This is a genomic window from Streptomyces sp. JW3 (genome assembly GCF_052216785.1).
Classification (GTDB): Bacteria; Actinomycetota; Actinomycetes; order Streptomycetales; family Streptomycetaceae; genus Streptomyces.
In genome coordinates, this window is record NZ_JBQOUX010000080.1 from 1 (window position 1) to 15,799 (window position 15,799).

Here is a 15,799-nt window from a genome sequence, read left to right on the forward strand (position 1 = left end):
CACCGTTGGCCGCCGAGACGGCGCGGCGTGCTGGCGAGGCGCGAGCGCGTCCCGTGATGCCGGGTGCCGGATGGCCGGCCTCGGGGGAGGAAGCCGGTGAGGGCCGCCCCGTCCCCACGGGACCCTCACCGGCTGGTCTCACTCATGCGCGCCGCACGGCATCACGCGCGCGCCAGCTCCTTGTCCTCGTCGGGGTCCTTGCCCTCGGCGAGGCGCTTCAGGCCCTCACCCTCGACGTCCACGTTGGGCAGCGCGCGGTCCAGCCACTTCGGCAGCCACCAGGCGCGCTTGCCGAGCAGGGCGAGTACCGCCGGGACGATGGCCATGCGGACCACGAACGCGTCGAAGAAGACCGCGATCGCGAGGCCGAAGCCGATCATCTTGATCATGGACTCGCTGGAGCCGATGAAGCCCGCGAACACCGCCATCATGATCACCGCGGCGGCGGTGACGACCCGCGCGCCGTGCTTGAAGCCGGTGACGATCGCCTCGCTGGGCTGCTCGCCATGGACGTACGCCTCGCGCATCCGGGTGACCAGGAAGACCTCGTAGTCCATCGCCAGGCCGAAGACCACGCCGACCATGAAGATCGGCATCATCGACATGACCGGGCCGGTCTCCTCCACGCCCAGCAGGCCGGACAGCCAGCCCCACTGGAAGACCGCGACGACCGCGCCGAGCGCCGCGAGCACGCTCAGCAGGAAGCCGAGGGCCGCCTTCAGCGGGACCAGGACCGAGCGGAAGACCACGATCAGGAGGAGGAAGGCCAGGCCGACGACCAGCACCAGGTACGGGATCAGCGCGTCGTTGAGCTTCTCGCTGACGTCGATGTTCATCGCCGTGGAGCCGGTCACGAGGGTCTCCGCGCCGGTGTCGGCCTTGACGTCGGCGCCTGCGTCGCGGATGGCGTGCACCAGGTCCTCGGTGGCGACGGAGGACGGCTTGGAGTCGGGGATCACGGTGATCGTCGCCGTGTCGTCCGCCTTGTTGGCGGCCGGCGGTGTCACCGTGACGACCCCGTCCAGGCCCTTGATCTCGTCGGACACGTCGGTGAACGCGGCCTGTGGGTCGTCGCTGCCCTTGGCGTCGACCACGACCATCAGCGGGCCGTTGAAGCCGGGTCCGAAGCCCTCCGACAGGAGGTCGTAGGCGCGGCGCTGGGTGGTGGAGGTCGGCTGCGAGCCGTCGTCGCCCAGGCCCAGTTCGAGGGAGGCCGCCGGGACGGCCATCGCGCCGAGGCCGACGACGCCCAGGACCAGGACGGCGACCGGACGGCGGACGACGAAGCGGGCCCAGCGGGTGCCCATGTTGGGCTTGTTCTGCTGCTGCTTCCGCTCGGCGCGGGCGCCGCCCAGGAACCTGCTCTTGGCGCCGGCCGGCTTGACCCGGCGGCCCGCGTAGCCGAGCAGCGCCGGGACCAGGGTGAGGGCGATGAGGACCGCGATGGCGACCGTGCCGGCCGCCGCGATGCCCATCTTGGTCAGCATCGGGATGTTGACGACGGACAGGCCGACCAGGGCGATGAGGACGGTCAGGCCGGCGAAGACCACCGCCGAACCGGCGGTGCCGACGGCCCGGCCGGCCGCCTCCTCGCGTTCGCGTCCCTCGGCGAGTTCCACCCGGTAGCGGGAGACGATGAACAGGGCGTAGTCGATGCCGACCGCGAGGCCGATCATCATCGCCAGGATGGAGGTGGTGGAGCCCAGGTCGAGGGCGCTGGCCAGCGCGGTGATGGAGCAGACGCCGATGCCGACGCCGATGAGCGCGGTGAGCAGCGGCAGTCCGGCGGCGACCAGCGAGCCGAAGGTGATGACCAGGACGACGGCGGCGATGGCGATGCCGATGACCTCGGTGGCGCCGGTCTCGGGCGCCGCGCTGAGCGCGTCACCGCCGATCTCCACGGTCAGCCCGGCGTCCCGCGCCTGCTGCGCGGCGTCCTCCAGCGCGTCCTTGCTGGTCTCCTCCAGTTCCATGCCGGAGACGTCGTACTTCACCGACGTATAGGCGATGGTGCCGTCCTCGCTGACGGTCTTGCCCGCGTAGGGATCGGCGACGGAGGTGACCTCGGAACCGTCGGACAGCTCGTCGACGGTCTTGAGCACGGTCGCCTTGTTGTCGGCGTCCGTCATCTTCTCGCCGTCGGGTGCCTTGAAGACGACCCGGGCGGTGGCGCCGTCGGCGCTCTGGCCGGGGAAGCGCTGTTCCAGCAGGTCGAAGGCTTTCTGCGCCTCGGTGCCGGGGATGGAGAAGGAGGTGGTGCCGGCCGGCGGCGCGCTGGCCGCGCCGATCCCGGCGACAGCCAGCAGCGCCACCCATATCAGGGCGACGAAATGCCGTCGCCGGAAGGCGAGGCGGCCGAGTTTGTAGAGGAACGTGGCCACGAGGGCGTACTCCCGGTCATGTCGTGGAGTGTTTCAGGGCAGGGGTGATCAGCCCGGCGACGTGAGCGGTGACGTCAGGTGGGGGCTTGCAGGGAGGGGAGGTGGTGTCAGGGGGCGGGGACGCCGAGGGCGGGGAGGATCACGGCGTCGATGTACGAGGCGAGGAACGCCTGGGTGGGTGGCTTCTCGTCCAGCAGGACAGTGGTGGCGAAACCGCCGACCATCATGTGGACCAGGAAGTCCAGCGCCGGACAGTCCGGTCTGATCTCACCGCGGTCGACGGCGCGTTGCAGCACGCGCCGGAACTCGGCCGTCTCCGGTTCGATCAGCTGGTCCCGGAACGCCTGGCGCAGATCCGGGTTCCGGTGCAGTGCCATGGCGACGCCCCGCATCAGTGCGGAGTTCGCTTCCATGGCGCAGTCGTCCTCGCGGGTCAGCAGGGCGTGCAGGTCGCCGCGGAGCGACCCGGTGTCGATGTCGGCGATCTCCCCCGGCTTGTTCTGCCGGATGGCGTTGACGACCAGCTCGGCCTTGCCGCCCCACTGGCGGTAGAGCGTCGCCTTGCTGGACCGGGTGCGGGTGGCCACGGCGTCCATGGTGAGGGCGTCGTAGCCGACTTCGCGGAGCAGGTCGAGCACGGCGCCGTACAGCTCGGCCTCGCGCTCGGGAGTGATCCGGCTCCGGCGCGCCGTCACGACCTGTCCCGTTTCCATGTGTTCAAGATAACCCACCCCCCTAACGAAACGAAACGGTTTCGTACGTGGCCTCGGTCACGGTTGTGAGCGCCGGGTAAGGGACGGCTGTGCGCCGCTCACGAGTTGCTGCCCCACGGGGCCCGGAAAAGCATGGACAGGGTGAGCTATCTGCGCTTCCCCCATCTCCACGCCGGCCTGCTGTGCTTCGTCGCCGAGGACGACCTCTGGCTCGCGCCGCTGGACGGTCCGGGCTGCGCCCGGCGGCTCACCGTCGACCGCGCCAAGGTCTCCCACCCGCGCTTCTCGCCGGACGGCCGCCATCTCGCGTACACGAGCTGGCGCAGTCTGCTGCCGGAGGTGCACCTGGTGCCGGTGACGGGCGGGCCGGGGCGGCAGCTCACCCACTGGGGGTCGCTCGACACCCGGGTCTGCGGCTGGTCGCCGCCGGACGCCGACGGCCTCTCCGCGGTCCTCGCCGTCACCTCGCAGGGCGAGCCGTTCTCCCATCTGACCTGGGCGTACAAGATCTCCTGCGACGGCGACCCGGGCCGCAAACTGCCCTGGGGACCGGTCAGCGACCTCCAGGCCGCCGACCTCGACGGCGAGCGCCGCACCCTGCTGCTCACCGGCACCCCGCCGCACGAACCCGCCGCCTGGAAGCGCTACCGGGGCGGCGCCACCGGCCGGCTCTGGCTGCACGGGCGGCTGCTCCTGGAGGGGATCGACGGGCATCTGCACTCCCCCTTGTTCGTCGGCGGCCGGATCGCCTTCCTCTGCGACCACGAGGGCGTCGGCAACCTGTACTCGTGCGCGTACGACGGCTCCGACCTGCGCCGGCACACCGACCACGACGCCTGCTACGCCCGGCACGCGGCGAGCGACGGCACCCGGGTGGTCTACCAGTGCGCGGGCGACCTGTGGTGCGTCGACGACCTCGCGCCGGACTCGGTGCCGCGCCGGCTCGACGTACGGCTGGACGGGCCGCGGGCGGGCCGGCGCCCGTACCAGGTGCCCGCCGCCCAGCACGTGGCCGGCGTCTCGGTGGACGAGACCGGCCGGGCCAGCGCGGTCGTGGTGCGCGGCAGCCTGTACTGGCTCACCCACCGGGACGGTCCGGCCCGCACCCTCGCCGACACGCCGGGGGTACGGGTGCGGCTGCCGGAGATGCTGGGTGCCAGCGGGCGGGTCGCCTACGTCACGGACGCCGAGGGCGAGGACGCGGTCGAGATCGGCCACCTGCCGCGCGCCACCGGGGGCCGGGCGCCGCGGCGGCTGGCCTCCGGGCAGCTGGGCCGGGTGCTGGAGACGGTCTCCGACCCGGCCGGCGAACGCCTGGCCCTCGCCGCGCACGACGGCCGCCTCCTGCTGCTCGACGTCTCCGACCCGGGACCCGACACCGGGGCACCCGCCCCCACCGAGCTGATCCGTTCCGTCAACGGCCCGGTGCGCGACCTGGCGTTCTCCCCGGACGGGTGCTGGCTGACCTGGTCGCACCCGGGGATCGGCCGCACCCTGCGGCAGATCAAGATGGCCCGGATCGGCGGGAAGGACGGGCCGGTCGTCATCGACGTCACCGACGGCCGGTTCGAGGACGAGAACCCGGTCTTCACCCGCGACGGCCGCTATCTCGCCTTCCTCTCCTGGCGCGGCTTCGACCCGGTCTACGACGTGCACACCGGCGACCTCTCCTTCCCGCTGGGCTGCCGCCCGTACCTGGTCCCGCTGTCCTCGGCCACCCCGTCCCCGTTCGCGCTGAACCCGGAGGGCCGCCCGGCCGCCGGTGGCCTGGACCCGGTCGAGGAGGCGCCCGGCGAGGGCGGCGCGGTGAGCGTCGAGGTGGCGGGGCTGGCCAGCCGGGTGACCCCGTTCCCGGTTACCGCGTCCAAGTACTCGGCGCTGCACCCGGTCGACGGCGGCGGACTGGTCTGGCTGCGCTGGCCGATCTCCGGCGCGCTCGGCGAGACCTTCGCCAACCCGAACGATCCCAGCGAGCGGCCCACGCTGGAGCACTTCAGTCTCGCGAAGGCGCGCAAGAGCGAACTCGTCGACCACCTGGACTGGTTCGCGGTCAGCGGCGACGGCACCCGGCTCGTCGTCCTGGACGAGGGCGACCTGCGGGCGGTGCCCGCCACCGAGCCCGGCGACTCCGACTCGACCACCTGGATCGACGCCCGCCGCATCCTGCACCAGGTCGACCCGGGCGCCGAGTGGCGGCAGGCGTACGCGGAGGCCGGCCGGCTGACCCGGGCCTTCTTCTGGGAACCGGGCATGTGCGGCATCGACTGGGACGCGGTGCTCGACCAGTACCGGCCGCTGGTCGACCGGGTCGCCACCCCGGACGAGTTCGCCGACCTGCTCCGGGAGGTCCTCGGCGAGCTGGGCACCTCGCACGCCTACGTCGCCGCCGCCCGCCGCAACGAGGGCCCGGCGCACTACCAGCGCCTCCAGGGCCTGCTGGGCGCCGACTTCACCTGCCGGGACGGCCGCTGGACGGTGCGCCGGGTGCTGCCCGGCGACTCCTCCGACTCCAAGGCCCGCTCCCCGCTGGCCGGCACCGGCATCCGCGAGGGCGCGGCGCTCACCCAGGTCGACGGCCGCCCGGTGGACCCGGTGGCGGGCCCGTTCCCGCTGCTGGCGGGCGCCGGCGGGACGACCGTGGAGCTGACCTTCGCTCCGGCCGAGGGCGGCCCGGACCGCCGGGTCGCCGTGGTGCCGCTGGTCGACGACCGGCCGCTGCGCTACCAGGACTGGGTGGCCAAACGCCGCGAGGTGGTACGGGAGTTGAGCGGCGGCCGCTGCGGCTATCTGCACATCCCCGACATGGGCGGCTCGGGCTGGGCGCAGTTCAACCGGGACCTGCGGATGGAGGTGTCCCGGCCCGCGCTGATCGTGGACGTGCGGGGCAACGCGGGCGGGCACATCAGCGAACTGGTGGTGGAGACGCTGAGCCGCACCATCCTGGGCTGGGACCTGACCCGCGACGCCCAGCCGGTGTCGTACGCCTCGAACGCGCCGCGCGGGCCGGTGGTCGCGCTCGCGGACGAGGCGACGTCGTCGGACGGCGACATGATCACGGCGGCGTTCAAGCTGCTGAAGCTGGGCCCGGTGGTCGGGCAGCGCACCTGGGGCGGGGTGGTCGGCATGACCGGCCGGCACCGCCTGGGCGACGGCACGGTGATCACGGTGCCGATGAACGCGGCCTGGTTCGACGCGTACGGCTGGTCGGTGGAGAACCGGGGCGTCGACCCCGACGTACCGGCCCTGCGCACCCCGCTGGACTGGGCCGAGGGCCGCTACCCGGTGCTGGACGAGGCGGTCCGGCTGGCCCTCGGGCTGCTGGAGCGGGAGCTGCCCGCCGCCCCGCCGGACCTCGGCGACGTACCGGACCGCTCCCGGCCGCCACTGCCGCCGCGCACCTGAGCGGCCACCACTGCCGCCACCCGCCCGAACGGCCACCACTACCGCCACCCGCCCGAACGGCCACCACTACCGCCACCCGCCCGAACGGCCACCACTACCGCCACCCGCCCGAACGGCCACCACTACCGCCACCCGCCCGAGCGGCCACGACTGCCGCCGCGCGCCTGAAAAGGCGCCCTCCCGCGAAAGCGGAGGGCGCCCCTTCGGCGGCGGTGCGCGTCAGGCGTCGCGGTCCCGGCGGGCGGCCCGCTCCGACGGCTCCTGGTGCAGCGGCTGGTCCATGCGCTCGTCGGCGTCGTCGTCCCGGCGGCGGGCGCGGTCCTGCACCTGCTCGCGGGCCTGGTCGGCCTTCTGCCGGCCCTGCTGCTGCATCCGCTCGGACTTCTCCTGGAACTGGTCCTTCATACCCATGTGGGTTCACTCCTGGGTGAGATCGGACCCGGCCGACGGCGATGTCTGCCGGGCCCGATCAGATTCACACGGGCGGTGACCGGGCGCATGTCGATCAGTCACGGAGCGTGCCGCGGTGCTGTTCGTCGGCCGCGCCACCCGCTCCGACCAGGCCCTTTCCGACGCCGCCCAGCCGGTCGCCGAACCGTCGCATCTCCCGCCGGCCGACCGTGCCGATGACCGCGGGCAGGTAGCCGCGCACGCCCTGCATGCCGCGCAGCCACCACTGTCCGTAGACGTGGGTCTGCCGGCGTTCGATGCCCTCGACGAGCCGGTCGACGGCCGGGCCCAGCGGGTACGTCTTGTTCGACGGCCAGGGCAGCCGCTGCCGCAGTTCCCGCATCACGTCGTCCTGGTCGGCGCCGCGCACCATGTCGGTGTCGGTCCAGGACAGGTAGCCGACGCCGACCTGCACGCCCCGGTGGCCGACCTCGGCGCGCAGGGCGTGCGCGTACGCCTCCACGCCCGACTTGGAGGCGCAGTACGCGGACATCATCGGGGCGGGGGTGAGCGCGGCCAGCGACGCGACCTGGAGCAGGTAGCCGCGCGTCTCGAACAGCGCGGGCAGGAAGGCGCGGCCGGTGACCGCCGAGCCGATCAGGTTGACCTCGATCACCCGGCGCCAGGAGACCGGGTCGGAGTCGGCGAACGGACCGCCGGTGGCCACCCCCGCGTTGGCGACCACGATGTCGACCCGGCCGAACCGTTCCTTCACCTCACCGGCGACCCGGGCCATCACCTCGTGGTCGGTGACGTCGGCGTGCCAGATCTCGCTGTCGCCGTGCAGCCGGGAGGCGACCTGCTTCAGCCCGTCCGGCTCCAGTCCGACCAGCGCCACGCTCACCCCGCGCACGGACAGCTTGCGGGCCAGCAGTTCCCCGACGCCGCGCGCCGCTCCGGTGACGACGGCGACCCGTCCTTCCAGGCTCACCCTGCTCATGCGCGCTCCTCGGCTGGTACGGCGGTGGGTAGGTAGGTGTCGGCGAGTGTGCGTATCTTCGCGGTGACGAGGTCCGGGACCTCCATCGGCGTCATGTGCCCTATGCCGGGCAGTTCGCTCAGCCCGAGGCACTCGGGCAGCGCGGCGGCCAGCGCGCGGGCGTGCACCGGCGGAGTCAGCCGGTCGGCGGTGCCGACCACCACCTCCACCGGCACGGTCAACTCCCGTATGCCGTGTTCCAGATCGAGCAGGTCCAGCACCTTCGACCAGGCGTGCCGCACCCCGCGCGGACAGGCGTGCACGATCCGCGCGCACGCCTCGACCATGTGCGGGGCCGAACCGGGGCCCATCGTGCCGTACTTGAGGACCCGCAGGGCGGCGGGCGTGACCGGCCCGAGCGGCGCGCGGGAGCCGAGCACCCGCCGGGTCAGCCAGGTCCGTACCGGCCCGGCCGGCAGCGGCAGCACGGTCGCGGCGGCGACCAGCCCCGAGGCACCCGTGCTGCACAGCAGGACCGCCGCCACATGCTCCCGTACCGCCGGGCGGGCGCCGGCGGCCAGTACGGTCATCCCGCCCATCGAGTGCCCGGCGACGACCGCCCGTTCACCGGGCGCGAGCGTGGCGTGCAGTACGGCCTCGAGGTCGTCGGCGAGCGCGTCGGTGGTGCAGGCGGGGCTCGCCGGGCTGCGGCCGTGGCCACGCTGGTCGTAGGCGACGACCCGGTGCCCGGCGGCGGTCAGCGCGCGGATCTGCGCGGCCCAGAAGGCGGTCGAGCAGGTCCAGCCGTGCGCGAGGACGACGGCGCGGCCGCCCTCGGGCCCGTGCGCCTCGACGTGCAGCCGGGCGCCGTCGGCGGACACGGCGGTCAGCTCCCGCACCGGTACGGGCGGGGCGTACGCCCCGGCGGTGGCGGTCGGCACCCGGCTCACGCGACCGCCTCCGCGCCCCGCGGCTCGGCGGGCGCCTGCCGCGCGAGGGGCCGCAGCACCTCGTACTCGGCCAGATCCACCCGCCGCGTGGCGCGCCGGAACTCGGCGGTCGTCCCCGGCCAGATGGTGGTGTTGCGCCCACTCGCGTCCAGGTACCAACTGGTGCAGCCACCGGTGTTCCACACCGTGCGCTTCATCCGCTCCTGCACCCGGTGGTTCCAGGCGTCGACGGCGCCGGGCCGGGCGTCGAGGGCCACCCGCCCGCCCAGCACCCGCAGTTGCCGCAGGTAGTCGGCCAGGTAGTTGAGCTGCGACTCGATCATCAGGATCATGGACGAGTTGCCGAGGCCGGTGTTGGGCCCGATGACCGTCATGAAGTTCGGGAACCCGGCCGCCGTGGCGCCGCGCAGCGCCTCCATGCCGCCCTTCCAGCTCTCGGCCAGGGTGTGCCCGTCGGCGCCGACGACGCGCTCGGCGATCGGCATGTCGGTGACGTGGAAGCCGGTCCCGAAGACGATGACGTCGGCCTCGGTCTCGGTCCCGTCGGCGGCGACCAGGGTCGACCCGCGCACCTCGCTCAGCCCGCTGGCGACGACCTCCACATTGGGCTTGGCGAGCGCCGGGTAGTACTCGCTCGACAGCAGGATGCGCTTGCAGCCGATGCGGTAGTCGGGGGTCAGCTTGGCGCGCAGCGCCGGGTCCTTGACCGCCCGGGCCATGTTCCGCTTGGCGATCTGCTCGACGAACCCGAGCTCCTCGGGGTGCTTGGTGAACGCCTGCACCTGGAGCTCCCGGATGCCCCACAGCACTCCCCGGCGCAGCCGGGTGGTGGCGGGCAGCGTCCGGTGCAGCAGCCGCTCGGGGCCGCTGATCGCCCGGTCCATGCGCGGCATCACCCAGGCCGGGGTGCGCTGGAAGAGGGTGAGCCGGCCGGCCTTGGGCTGGACGGCGGGCACGATCTGGATGGCCGAGGCGCCGGTGCCGATCATGGCGACCCGCTTGCCGGTGAGGTCGTGGTCGTGGTCCCAGCGGGCGGAGTGGAACACCTTCCCCGGGAACGAGTCGAGCCCGGGTATGTCCGGGATCTTCGGGTCGGACAGCGGCCCGGTCGCGGAGACGACGACGTCGGCGGTCAGCCGTCCGCTCGCCGTCTCGATCTCCCACCGGAACTGCTCCGCGTCCCAGGTCATCCGCCGCACCTCCGAGTCGAACCGGAGGTGCGGGCGCAGCCCGAAGGTGTCGGTGACGTGCTCCAGGTAGGCGCGGATGTGCGGCTGCCCGGAGAAGGTGCGCGGCCACTCCGGATTGGGCGCGAAGGAGAAGGAGTACAGGTGCGACGGGACGTCGCAGGCGCACCCCGGATAACTGTTGTCCCGCCAGGTCCCCCCGACGCTCGCCGCCCGCTCCAGGACCACGAAGTCCGTGATCCCCTCCCGGCGCAGCCGCACGGCGGCACCCAGACCACCGAACCCGGACCCGACCACCGCGACCCGTACATGCTCGTGCTCGGTCATCCCGACGCCTCCACACATCGCCGTCGACTCTGCCAGTGAACACTGGCGCAATGGGGAGACTAGAACAGCTCGCTACCGATGGGTAGGGGTCGGGACAAAGAAAGTTACCGGCGGTACGCCGTAAGGTCGGGGCGTGACGGACAAGCGTGAATACCGCATGGCGGAACTGGCCCGGCTGGCCGGCATCACGGTGCGCACCCTGCGCTTCTACCGCGAACGCAAACTGATCCCGCCGCCCCGCCGCGAGGGCCGCATCGCCTGGTACGACGAGCACCACCTGGCCCGGCTGCGCACGATCTCGGCGCTGCTGGAACGCGGCCACACCCTCAACGGCATCGCGGAACTCGCCGACGCCTTCGACCACGGCCGCGACGTCGGCGACCTGCTGGGCCTCGGCGTACCCACCGAGGAGACCCCGGTCCGCCTCACCCCCGAGGAACTCGCCGACCACTTCCAGGGCCAGGACACCCCGGAGAACCTGGCCGCCGCGATGGAGCTCGGCTACCTGGGCGTCGACGGCGACGAGGTCGTGCACATAAGCCGCCGCCTGCTGGACGCGTCCACCGCCCTGGTCCGCGAGGGCATCCCGCTCGCCGAGGTACTGGCCGCCGGCCGCGAGGTCCGCGTCCACGCCGAATCCCTGGCCGGCCTCTTCGCCGACCTGGTCCAGCGCCACACCGCCGACAACGACCTGCCCCGACTGCGCCCGCTGGCGCGGAGCGTGGTGGAGGCGGAACTGTCGCTGGCGCTGGACCGGCGGTTGCGAAAGGGCTTCGGGGAGGACTAGGTCCAGGACCTGTCGTAGACCACCGTCACCGGCGCGTGGTCCGACCAGCGCTCCTCATGACTCGCCGCCCGCTCGACGTACCCCTTGACGGCGGTGGCGGCCAGCCCGGGGGTCGCGGCGTGCAGGTCGATCCTCCACCCCGAATCGTTGTCGAAGGCCCGCCCCCGGTACGACCACCACGAGTACGGCCCCTCGGCCCCCGGGTGCAGCGCCCGCACCACATCCACGTACCCGCCCTCCGCCGGATCGAGCACCCGCCCCAGCCACTCCCGCTCCTGGGGCAGGAACCCGGAGTTCTTCCGGTTGGCCCGCCAGTTCTTCAGGTCGGCCTCCTGATGGGCGATGTTCCAGTCCCCGCAGACCACGACCTCCCGCCCCTCGGCGGCGGCCCGCTCCCGCAGCTCCTTCAGATAGCCGAGGAACTCCCCCATGAACCGGACCTTCTCCTCCTGCCGCCCGGTCCCGACCTCGCCGGACGGCAGATACAGCGAGGCGACCGTCACACCCGGCAGGTCCGCCTCCACGTACCGCCCACTGCCGTCGAACTCCGCCGACCCGAAACCGACCCGCACCCGGTCGGGCTCACGGCGCGTGTAGAGGGAGACACCGGCCCGCCCCTTGGCGGCGGCGGGCGCGTGTGTGACGTACCACCCCTCGGGCTCCCGAACCCCCTCGGGAAGCTGCTCCGGCTCGGCCCGCACCTCCTGAAGGCACAGCACATCGGCGGAGGTGCCGGCGAGCCACTCCACGAAGCCCTTCTTGGCGGCGGCACGGAGGCCGTTGACGTTGGCGGTGGTGACGGTGAGCATGGGGGGAGGGTATCGGGCTGAGCTTTCCTGGGGGTTCGGTCACGCAGTGTGGTCAGTCACTGGAAGCCCTCAGGTCGGTGACCTCCCCTACCTTGCCGTACAGCCCGGCCTTCAGCTCCGCCATCCGGCCCGGGTCCGGGCGAGGGTGCATCCACCGGTTGTTGGCGTGCATGCCCGCGGGCAGAGGGCAGGTCCGCAAGAAGCTCGTGAACGAATCGTCGCACCACGGCGGTACCCAAGCACCTGACCGGCAGACGTAGACGAGATCGAAGATGGTCTTCTGTACAGCTCCGTCATCAATAGTCATCGTGACCGGTACAAGCGGCTCCTCACGAGGACGATCGAGAGACTGCCGCCATGCCGGGAAGTGAACGTACAGTTCAGCGCCCGCCCAGTGGTGCGCGAGCATCCAGGTCTCACACCGGATGCCGTCGCCTGATGTCTTCCACGCCTCGAAACTCGCATGATTGTTGCGATAGCCCGCGTCGTGGTGAGCGTCGAACAGATGCACCGAGTCCCATGATCCGTCCAGCGATCCGATGTCACTGGGCCAGAGGAGGCCCGCCCACACGTTGCTGTCTCCGTACAGCATGTGTGCCCCCGCCGAGAAGACGAAGCGATTCCAGAAGCCACTCCATCCCTGAACCCTTGGCAGTTCAATGCCAGCCTTGTGGAAGTCTCGATAACGGGCCTCCCAGATAGGTTCGGTGTGGAATTCGTCCTCGACGACTGGCCAGGTGAGCAAGTGGTCATGGACACTCCTGGGGCCACCCGCCGCAGGCGTGGGGAAGAAGAAGTCCCAATCGATGACCAAGAGGTTTCCCATGATTCGCAACCTTGGTAGACGGTGGCAGCCGCCCGGGTACGCCAGGCAGACGCAACTGCATGTCCGGGGGGCCTCGGGCCGCCGACGGCCCGAGGCCCCCCGGTCTCAGGTGATTCAGCGATCAGTGGCCGGGAGAACCGCTCCCGCCGTTCCCGTCGCCTTCCTCGATGTCGGTGTTGTCGGTGTCCTCGTCGCCCTTGCAGATGACCCTGGGTCCGAGTGCTGCCTGCCGAGACAAGGCGGTAGCCTCCTCTGTGTGTGTACCGGCCGGAGGCTTTCTCCGAGCCGTCGTGCACCTACAGCCCGCCCCGGCTGTCCGACCAAGAACCGGCCGGGGCGGGCCCTCTCACCGGCCTTCACGGGGAAAGCCGACGAGACGTCTTCGATCACTTCATGCGCGTGTCATGAGTGGCATGTTGCCCCTGCGGACGATTTCCGCCCACACCGTCTTGCTACGGGTGAGCACATTTGTCCCCCAGGCGTCCGAGAGGGCTTCGACGAGAAACAGGCCGCGACCGCACGTATCGTCGTCCGGCGGGTTCCTGCGGCTCGGCTGCCGTATGGATTCGTCCGTCACCGCGACGCGCACCCGGTCCGTCTCCGGACGCGTTACTTCCACATGGATGTATGAGCCCGTGCCGTGCACGATCGCATTAGTGGCCAACTCCGACGCAATCAGCACCAAGTCTTCAAGTACATCGTCCAGCCGCCAGGTGTTCAGGACAGCAGCCACGAACAAACGGGCTTGGTGAACGGCGTCAGCCTCACGCGGCAACTTCGAGAGATAGCCGGGTGCACCGATGGCAGCAGCCTTTGTCGTGATTACCGAGGTCACAGTTCCTCCGGGATGGAGCACGGGCCCCTGGCAGGGGGAGCCGGGGCTACGCGTTGTCCTCCAACGCCCGGGGACCAGGGGGAAACAGTGACTTCGAGTAGTACTCGGGCGGTGCGACCACACTGCCGATACGGCTGTAAGCGCGGCAACGAAATTGCGGGGTATTGCGCAACGTCACCCGAGAGAGTCGATCACCGAGTGGATCAGTGCGCGAGCGGTGCTGCCGTGGACTGCCATCTTCGCCAGCTCTCCGAACGCCTGACGGTAGTCCGTGAGTTCGCGCGGTTGCACCACGTTGATCTCAGCGGTGAGGGTCTCCACAACGGTCCGGGTACCGTCGTGGAGGTAGAACGCCTCCAGCGGCCACATGGTCCTGCGAACAGCGAAGGGGATGATGCCGAGGGAGACGGAAGGAAGCGGCATCACGGTCAGCAGATGCCTCAACTGTCCGGCCATCGTCTCGGTGTCCCCTACGCGGTAGCGCAGGACGCTTTCCTCCATCAGCACGACGAACCGGTGCCCGCCCTCGTACAGAAACCGGCTTCGGGCGACGCGAGCCGCGACGGCCTCGGAAACGTCGTTGGGGGTGCCCTGGAAGTCGGTGATGGCCTCCATCAAGGCCGTAGCGTATGCAGGAGTCTGGAAGAAGCCGGGCACGACGTTGGAGACGTACGCACGGGTGACGCCGGTCTGGGCGTACAGGCCGTAGTAGTCCTCTTGGGTCTTGCGCATGCCATGGCGGTGGCTCCTGCGCCATTCGACGTACATCGAGTCGACGGCGCGGGCTGTGGCGATCAGGTCGTCAGCCTGGTCGGCTGCGTCGCAAGCAGTGCACCAGGCACGGATGTCGGCGTCGGTGGGCTGTGCCTCGGCTTTTTGGATACGAGTGGTTTTCGCCGGGTGCCAACCGCACCGGGCGGAGAGCTCCTTCCCGGTGAGGCCGGCGTCCTTGCGGAGGTGCGTCAGGCGCACGGCGAGCGCTGCGCGGGCCGCCTGAGCGCTGGACGAAGAAGAGTCGGGCATAGAGCGAGGCGGGGGCTCAGACGGTGTACTTGTCGTGGTCGACGGCACGCTCCCACACGGCCTCGAACGCGTCGGAGCACAGCTTGACCACGCTGGGGTTCTCGCTGAATTCTTTGGGCGGTTGAGCCCAGTCCCCGTCCCCGGTGAAAATGTTGAACTGCACCAGGCGATCGTCGAAGAGCCAAAAGTCGGCTCCAGGCAGAGCTATGTCTACGGCCCGCCGACGGGGCAGCCAGCGCACCAGCTCACCCGCCTCGACCTTCAGCGTGGTGGCGGCATGCTCCCACCGGATGTAGTCGGTCACGGGCTCGGAAACGACTCTGGCCCGCCGCATCACCACGCCGCGGCCGACGGCGTCCCTCACCCTGCCCAGCCACTCAGGCCACCATCGCGCCGTGGGGTCGAGATCGACCCGGCCCGTGCGCTTGAACCGTTCGAACTCCTCGGCTTCATCTCCGACGCCGTAGGTGTCACGCATCTCCAGGTGCACCGCGCTACGGCGCGTACCGGCCAGCAGCTCAGCGAAGTTCGGCACGTCGTTCGGCGACATCGCACGCCTCCCTCAGAATCGGCACCATGCGCGCGGGAATCCGGATCACCGTCTCGTGGGCGGGCACCCCCGTCGCGTGTCCGGCAACCCACTCCGTTCCACTGATCAGCGTCTCCAACGCCCCCTCAGCCCTGACCCTGAAGGACCAGGTCAGCGGTCTCCTCTTCCACCCAAACCGTAGGCGATCCCTCGCCCCCGGTGTTGGGGTCGATCCCAATGAACTGTAGATCCACGATGCCCTCCCGGATCAAGCTGGTTGCGCCTTCTTGCGCGCGACGCTTTCCGAGTGACTGCTTTCGAGTCAAGAGCAAGCGGCGATCACCGTTCAAATGGATGACGAGCATGAACGACGCCCGCCGTACGACTACCAATGGTCGCGTGAAGGGCGTCTTCCCATATCTGAGGAGTCCTTACAGGGCGCCCACCCTGACACTGACCACGAGGCCCGCCAGAGCCTGACGTGAGAGCAACAGGGCTGGCCCTGTCGGGGCCTTGCTGTCACGTACGGCGACTATCCGCGCATCAACGGCACCGCACTCGACGCAATCGGACTACGTACCGCTCGCCGAAGACTTCCGCCATGTGACGGCCAGAGTCGAGGAGTCCTCAACGTGGGCCATGTTCTTCCCTCATCTGTTCG

At 70.9% G+C, this 15,799-nt stretch carries 13 protein-coding genes and 2 pseudogenes; 2 read left to right on the plus strand and 13 right to left on the minus strand.

Annotated elements, in window-relative coordinates; translation table 11 throughout:
* Positions 1-161 precede the first annotated feature (161 nt).
* Positions 162-2,381, minus strand: coding sequence for an MMPL family transporter (locus ACTT8P_RS27175; RefSeq protein WP_442834393.1), 2,220 nt, complete (start codon positions 2,379-2,381; stop codon positions 162-164).
* 107 nt (positions 2,382-2,488) lie between these two features.
* Complete coding sequence (locus ACTT8P_RS27180) at positions 2,489-3,094, minus strand: TetR/AcrR family transcriptional regulator (protein WP_442834394.1); 606 nt, start codon at positions 3,092-3,094, stop codon at positions 2,489-2,491.
* Positions 3,095-3,235: 141 nt separating this feature from the next.
* Here ACTT8P_RS27180 and ACTT8P_RS27185 point away from each other — a divergent pair, with 141 nt between their 5' ends.
* The gene (locus tag ACTT8P_RS27185; protein ID WP_442834426.1) at positions 3,236-6,496 is read left to right on the plus strand and encodes a S41 family peptidase; all 3,261 of its coding nucleotides are present in this window, start codon (positions 3,236-3,238) and stop codon (positions 6,494-6,496) included.
* A 219-nt stretch (positions 6,497-6,715) separates the two neighbouring features.
* On the opposite strand, the gene ACTT8P_RS27190 is transcribed toward ACTT8P_RS27185, so the two are convergent.
* The 4 genes from ACTT8P_RS27190 to ACTT8P_RS27205 form a co-directional block, all read right to left on the minus strand.
* A complete protein-coding gene (locus ACTT8P_RS27190) occupies positions 6,716-6,907 on the minus strand; it encodes a hypothetical protein (protein WP_442834395.1) in 192 nt (63 codons plus the stop codon).
* Between the two features lie 94 nt (positions 6,908-7,001).
* Complete coding sequence (locus ACTT8P_RS27195) at positions 7,002-7,886, minus strand: SDR family oxidoreductase (protein ID WP_442834396.1); 885 nt, start codon at positions 7,884-7,886, stop codon at positions 7,002-7,004.
* A complete protein-coding gene (locus tag ACTT8P_RS27200; protein ID WP_442834397.1) occupies positions 7,883-8,815 on the minus strand; it encodes an alpha/beta fold hydrolase in 933 nt (310 codons plus the stop codon). The genes ACTT8P_RS27195 and ACTT8P_RS27200 overlap by 4 nt, the downstream gene beginning before the upstream one ends.
* Positions 8,812-10,329 carry a flavin-containing monooxygenase gene (locus ACTT8P_RS27205; protein WP_442834398.1) on the minus strand — a complete coding sequence of 506 codons (1,518 nt, stop codon included), beginning with the start codon at positions 10,327-10,329 and terminating at the stop codon, positions 8,812-8,814. Before ACTT8P_RS27205 ends, ACTT8P_RS27200 begins: the two co-directional genes overlap by 4 nt.
* A 133-nt stretch (positions 10,330-10,462) precedes the next feature.
* Between ACTT8P_RS27205 and ACTT8P_RS27210 the strand changes: the two genes are divergently transcribed.
* Entirely contained in the window at positions 10,463-11,116 is a 654-nt protein-coding gene (locus ACTT8P_RS27210; protein WP_442834399.1) for a MerR family transcriptional regulator, read from the plus strand.
* On the opposite strand, the gene ACTT8P_RS27215 is transcribed toward ACTT8P_RS27210, so the two are convergent.
* The 7 genes and pseudogenes from ACTT8P_RS27215 to ACTT8P_RS27245 all read right to left on the minus strand — a co-directional run.
* The gene (locus ACTT8P_RS27215; protein ID WP_442834400.1) at positions 11,113-11,925 is read right to left on the minus strand and encodes an exodeoxyribonuclease III; all 813 of its coding nucleotides are present in this window, start codon (positions 11,923-11,925) and stop codon (positions 11,113-11,115) included. The genes ACTT8P_RS27210 and ACTT8P_RS27215 overlap by 4 nt on opposite strands.
* 52 nt (positions 11,926-11,977) lie before the next feature.
* Positions 11,978-12,751 carry a hypothetical protein gene (locus ACTT8P_RS27220; protein ID WP_442834401.1) on the minus strand — a complete coding sequence of 258 codons (774 nt, stop codon included), beginning with the start codon at positions 12,749-12,751 and terminating at the stop codon, positions 11,978-11,980.
* Between the two features lie 391 nt (positions 12,752-13,142).
* The gene (locus ACTT8P_RS27225) at positions 13,143-13,586 is read right to left on the minus strand and encodes an ATP-binding protein (RefSeq protein ID WP_442834402.1); all 444 of its coding nucleotides are present in this window, start codon (positions 13,584-13,586) and stop codon (positions 13,143-13,145) included.
* Positions 13,587-13,760: 174 nt separating this feature from the next.
* Positions 13,761-14,609, minus strand: a complete 849-nt coding sequence (locus tag ACTT8P_RS27230) for a helix-turn-helix domain-containing protein (protein WP_442834403.1) — start codon at positions 14,607-14,609, stop codon at positions 13,761-13,763.
* Positions 14,610-14,625: 16 nt separating this feature from the next.
* Positions 14,626-15,159 carry a DUF6879 family protein gene (locus ACTT8P_RS27235; protein WP_442834404.1) on the minus strand — a complete coding sequence of 178 codons (534 nt, stop codon included), beginning with the start codon at positions 15,157-15,159 and terminating at the stop codon, positions 14,626-14,628.
* Positions 15,128-15,392: pseudogene (locus ACTT8P_RS27240) on the minus strand (hypothetical protein). Before ACTT8P_RS27240 ends, ACTT8P_RS27235 begins: the two are co-directional and overlap by 32 nt.
* Before the next feature lie 177 nt (positions 15,393-15,569).
* Positions 15,570-15,695: pseudogene (locus tag ACTT8P_RS27245) on the minus strand (DUF397 domain-containing protein); the annotation flags it as partial.
* Positions 15,696-15,799: the final 104 nt, after the last annotated feature.

Excerpts from the sequence above, each read along its gene's own strand:
- ACTT8P_RS27180 (WP_442834394.1), bottom strand. The coding sequence starts at position 3,094 with ATGGAAACGGGACAGGTCGTGACGGCGCGCCGGAGCCGGATCACTCCC.
- ACTT8P_RS27190 (WP_442834395.1), bottom strand. The coding sequence starts at position 6,907 with ATGGGTATGAAGGACCAGTTCCAGGAGAAGTCCGAGCGGATGCAGCAG.
- ACTT8P_RS27195 (WP_442834396.1), bottom strand. The coding sequence starts at position 7,886 with ATGAGCAGGGTGAGCCTGGAAGGACGGGTCGCCGTCGTCACCGGAGCG.
- ACTT8P_RS27205 (WP_442834398.1), bottom strand. The coding sequence starts at position 10,329 with ATGACCGAGCACGAGCATGTACGGGTCGCGGTGGTCGGGTCCGGGTTC.
- ACTT8P_RS27215 (WP_442834400.1), bottom strand. The coding sequence starts at position 11,925 with ATGCTCACCGTCACCACCGCCAACGTCAACGGCCTCCGTGCCGCCGCC.
- ACTT8P_RS27220 (WP_442834401.1), bottom strand. The coding sequence starts at position 12,751 with ATGGGAAACCTCTTGGTCATCGATTGGGACTTCTTCTTCCCCACGCCT.
- ACTT8P_RS27230 (WP_442834403.1), bottom strand. The coding sequence starts at position 14,609 with ATGCCCGACTCTTCTTCGTCCAGCGCTCAGGCGGCCCGCGCAGCGCTC.
- ACTT8P_RS27235 (WP_442834404.1), bottom strand. The coding sequence starts at position 15,159 with ATGTCGCCGAACGACGTGCCGAACTTCGCTGAGCTGCTGGCCGGTACG.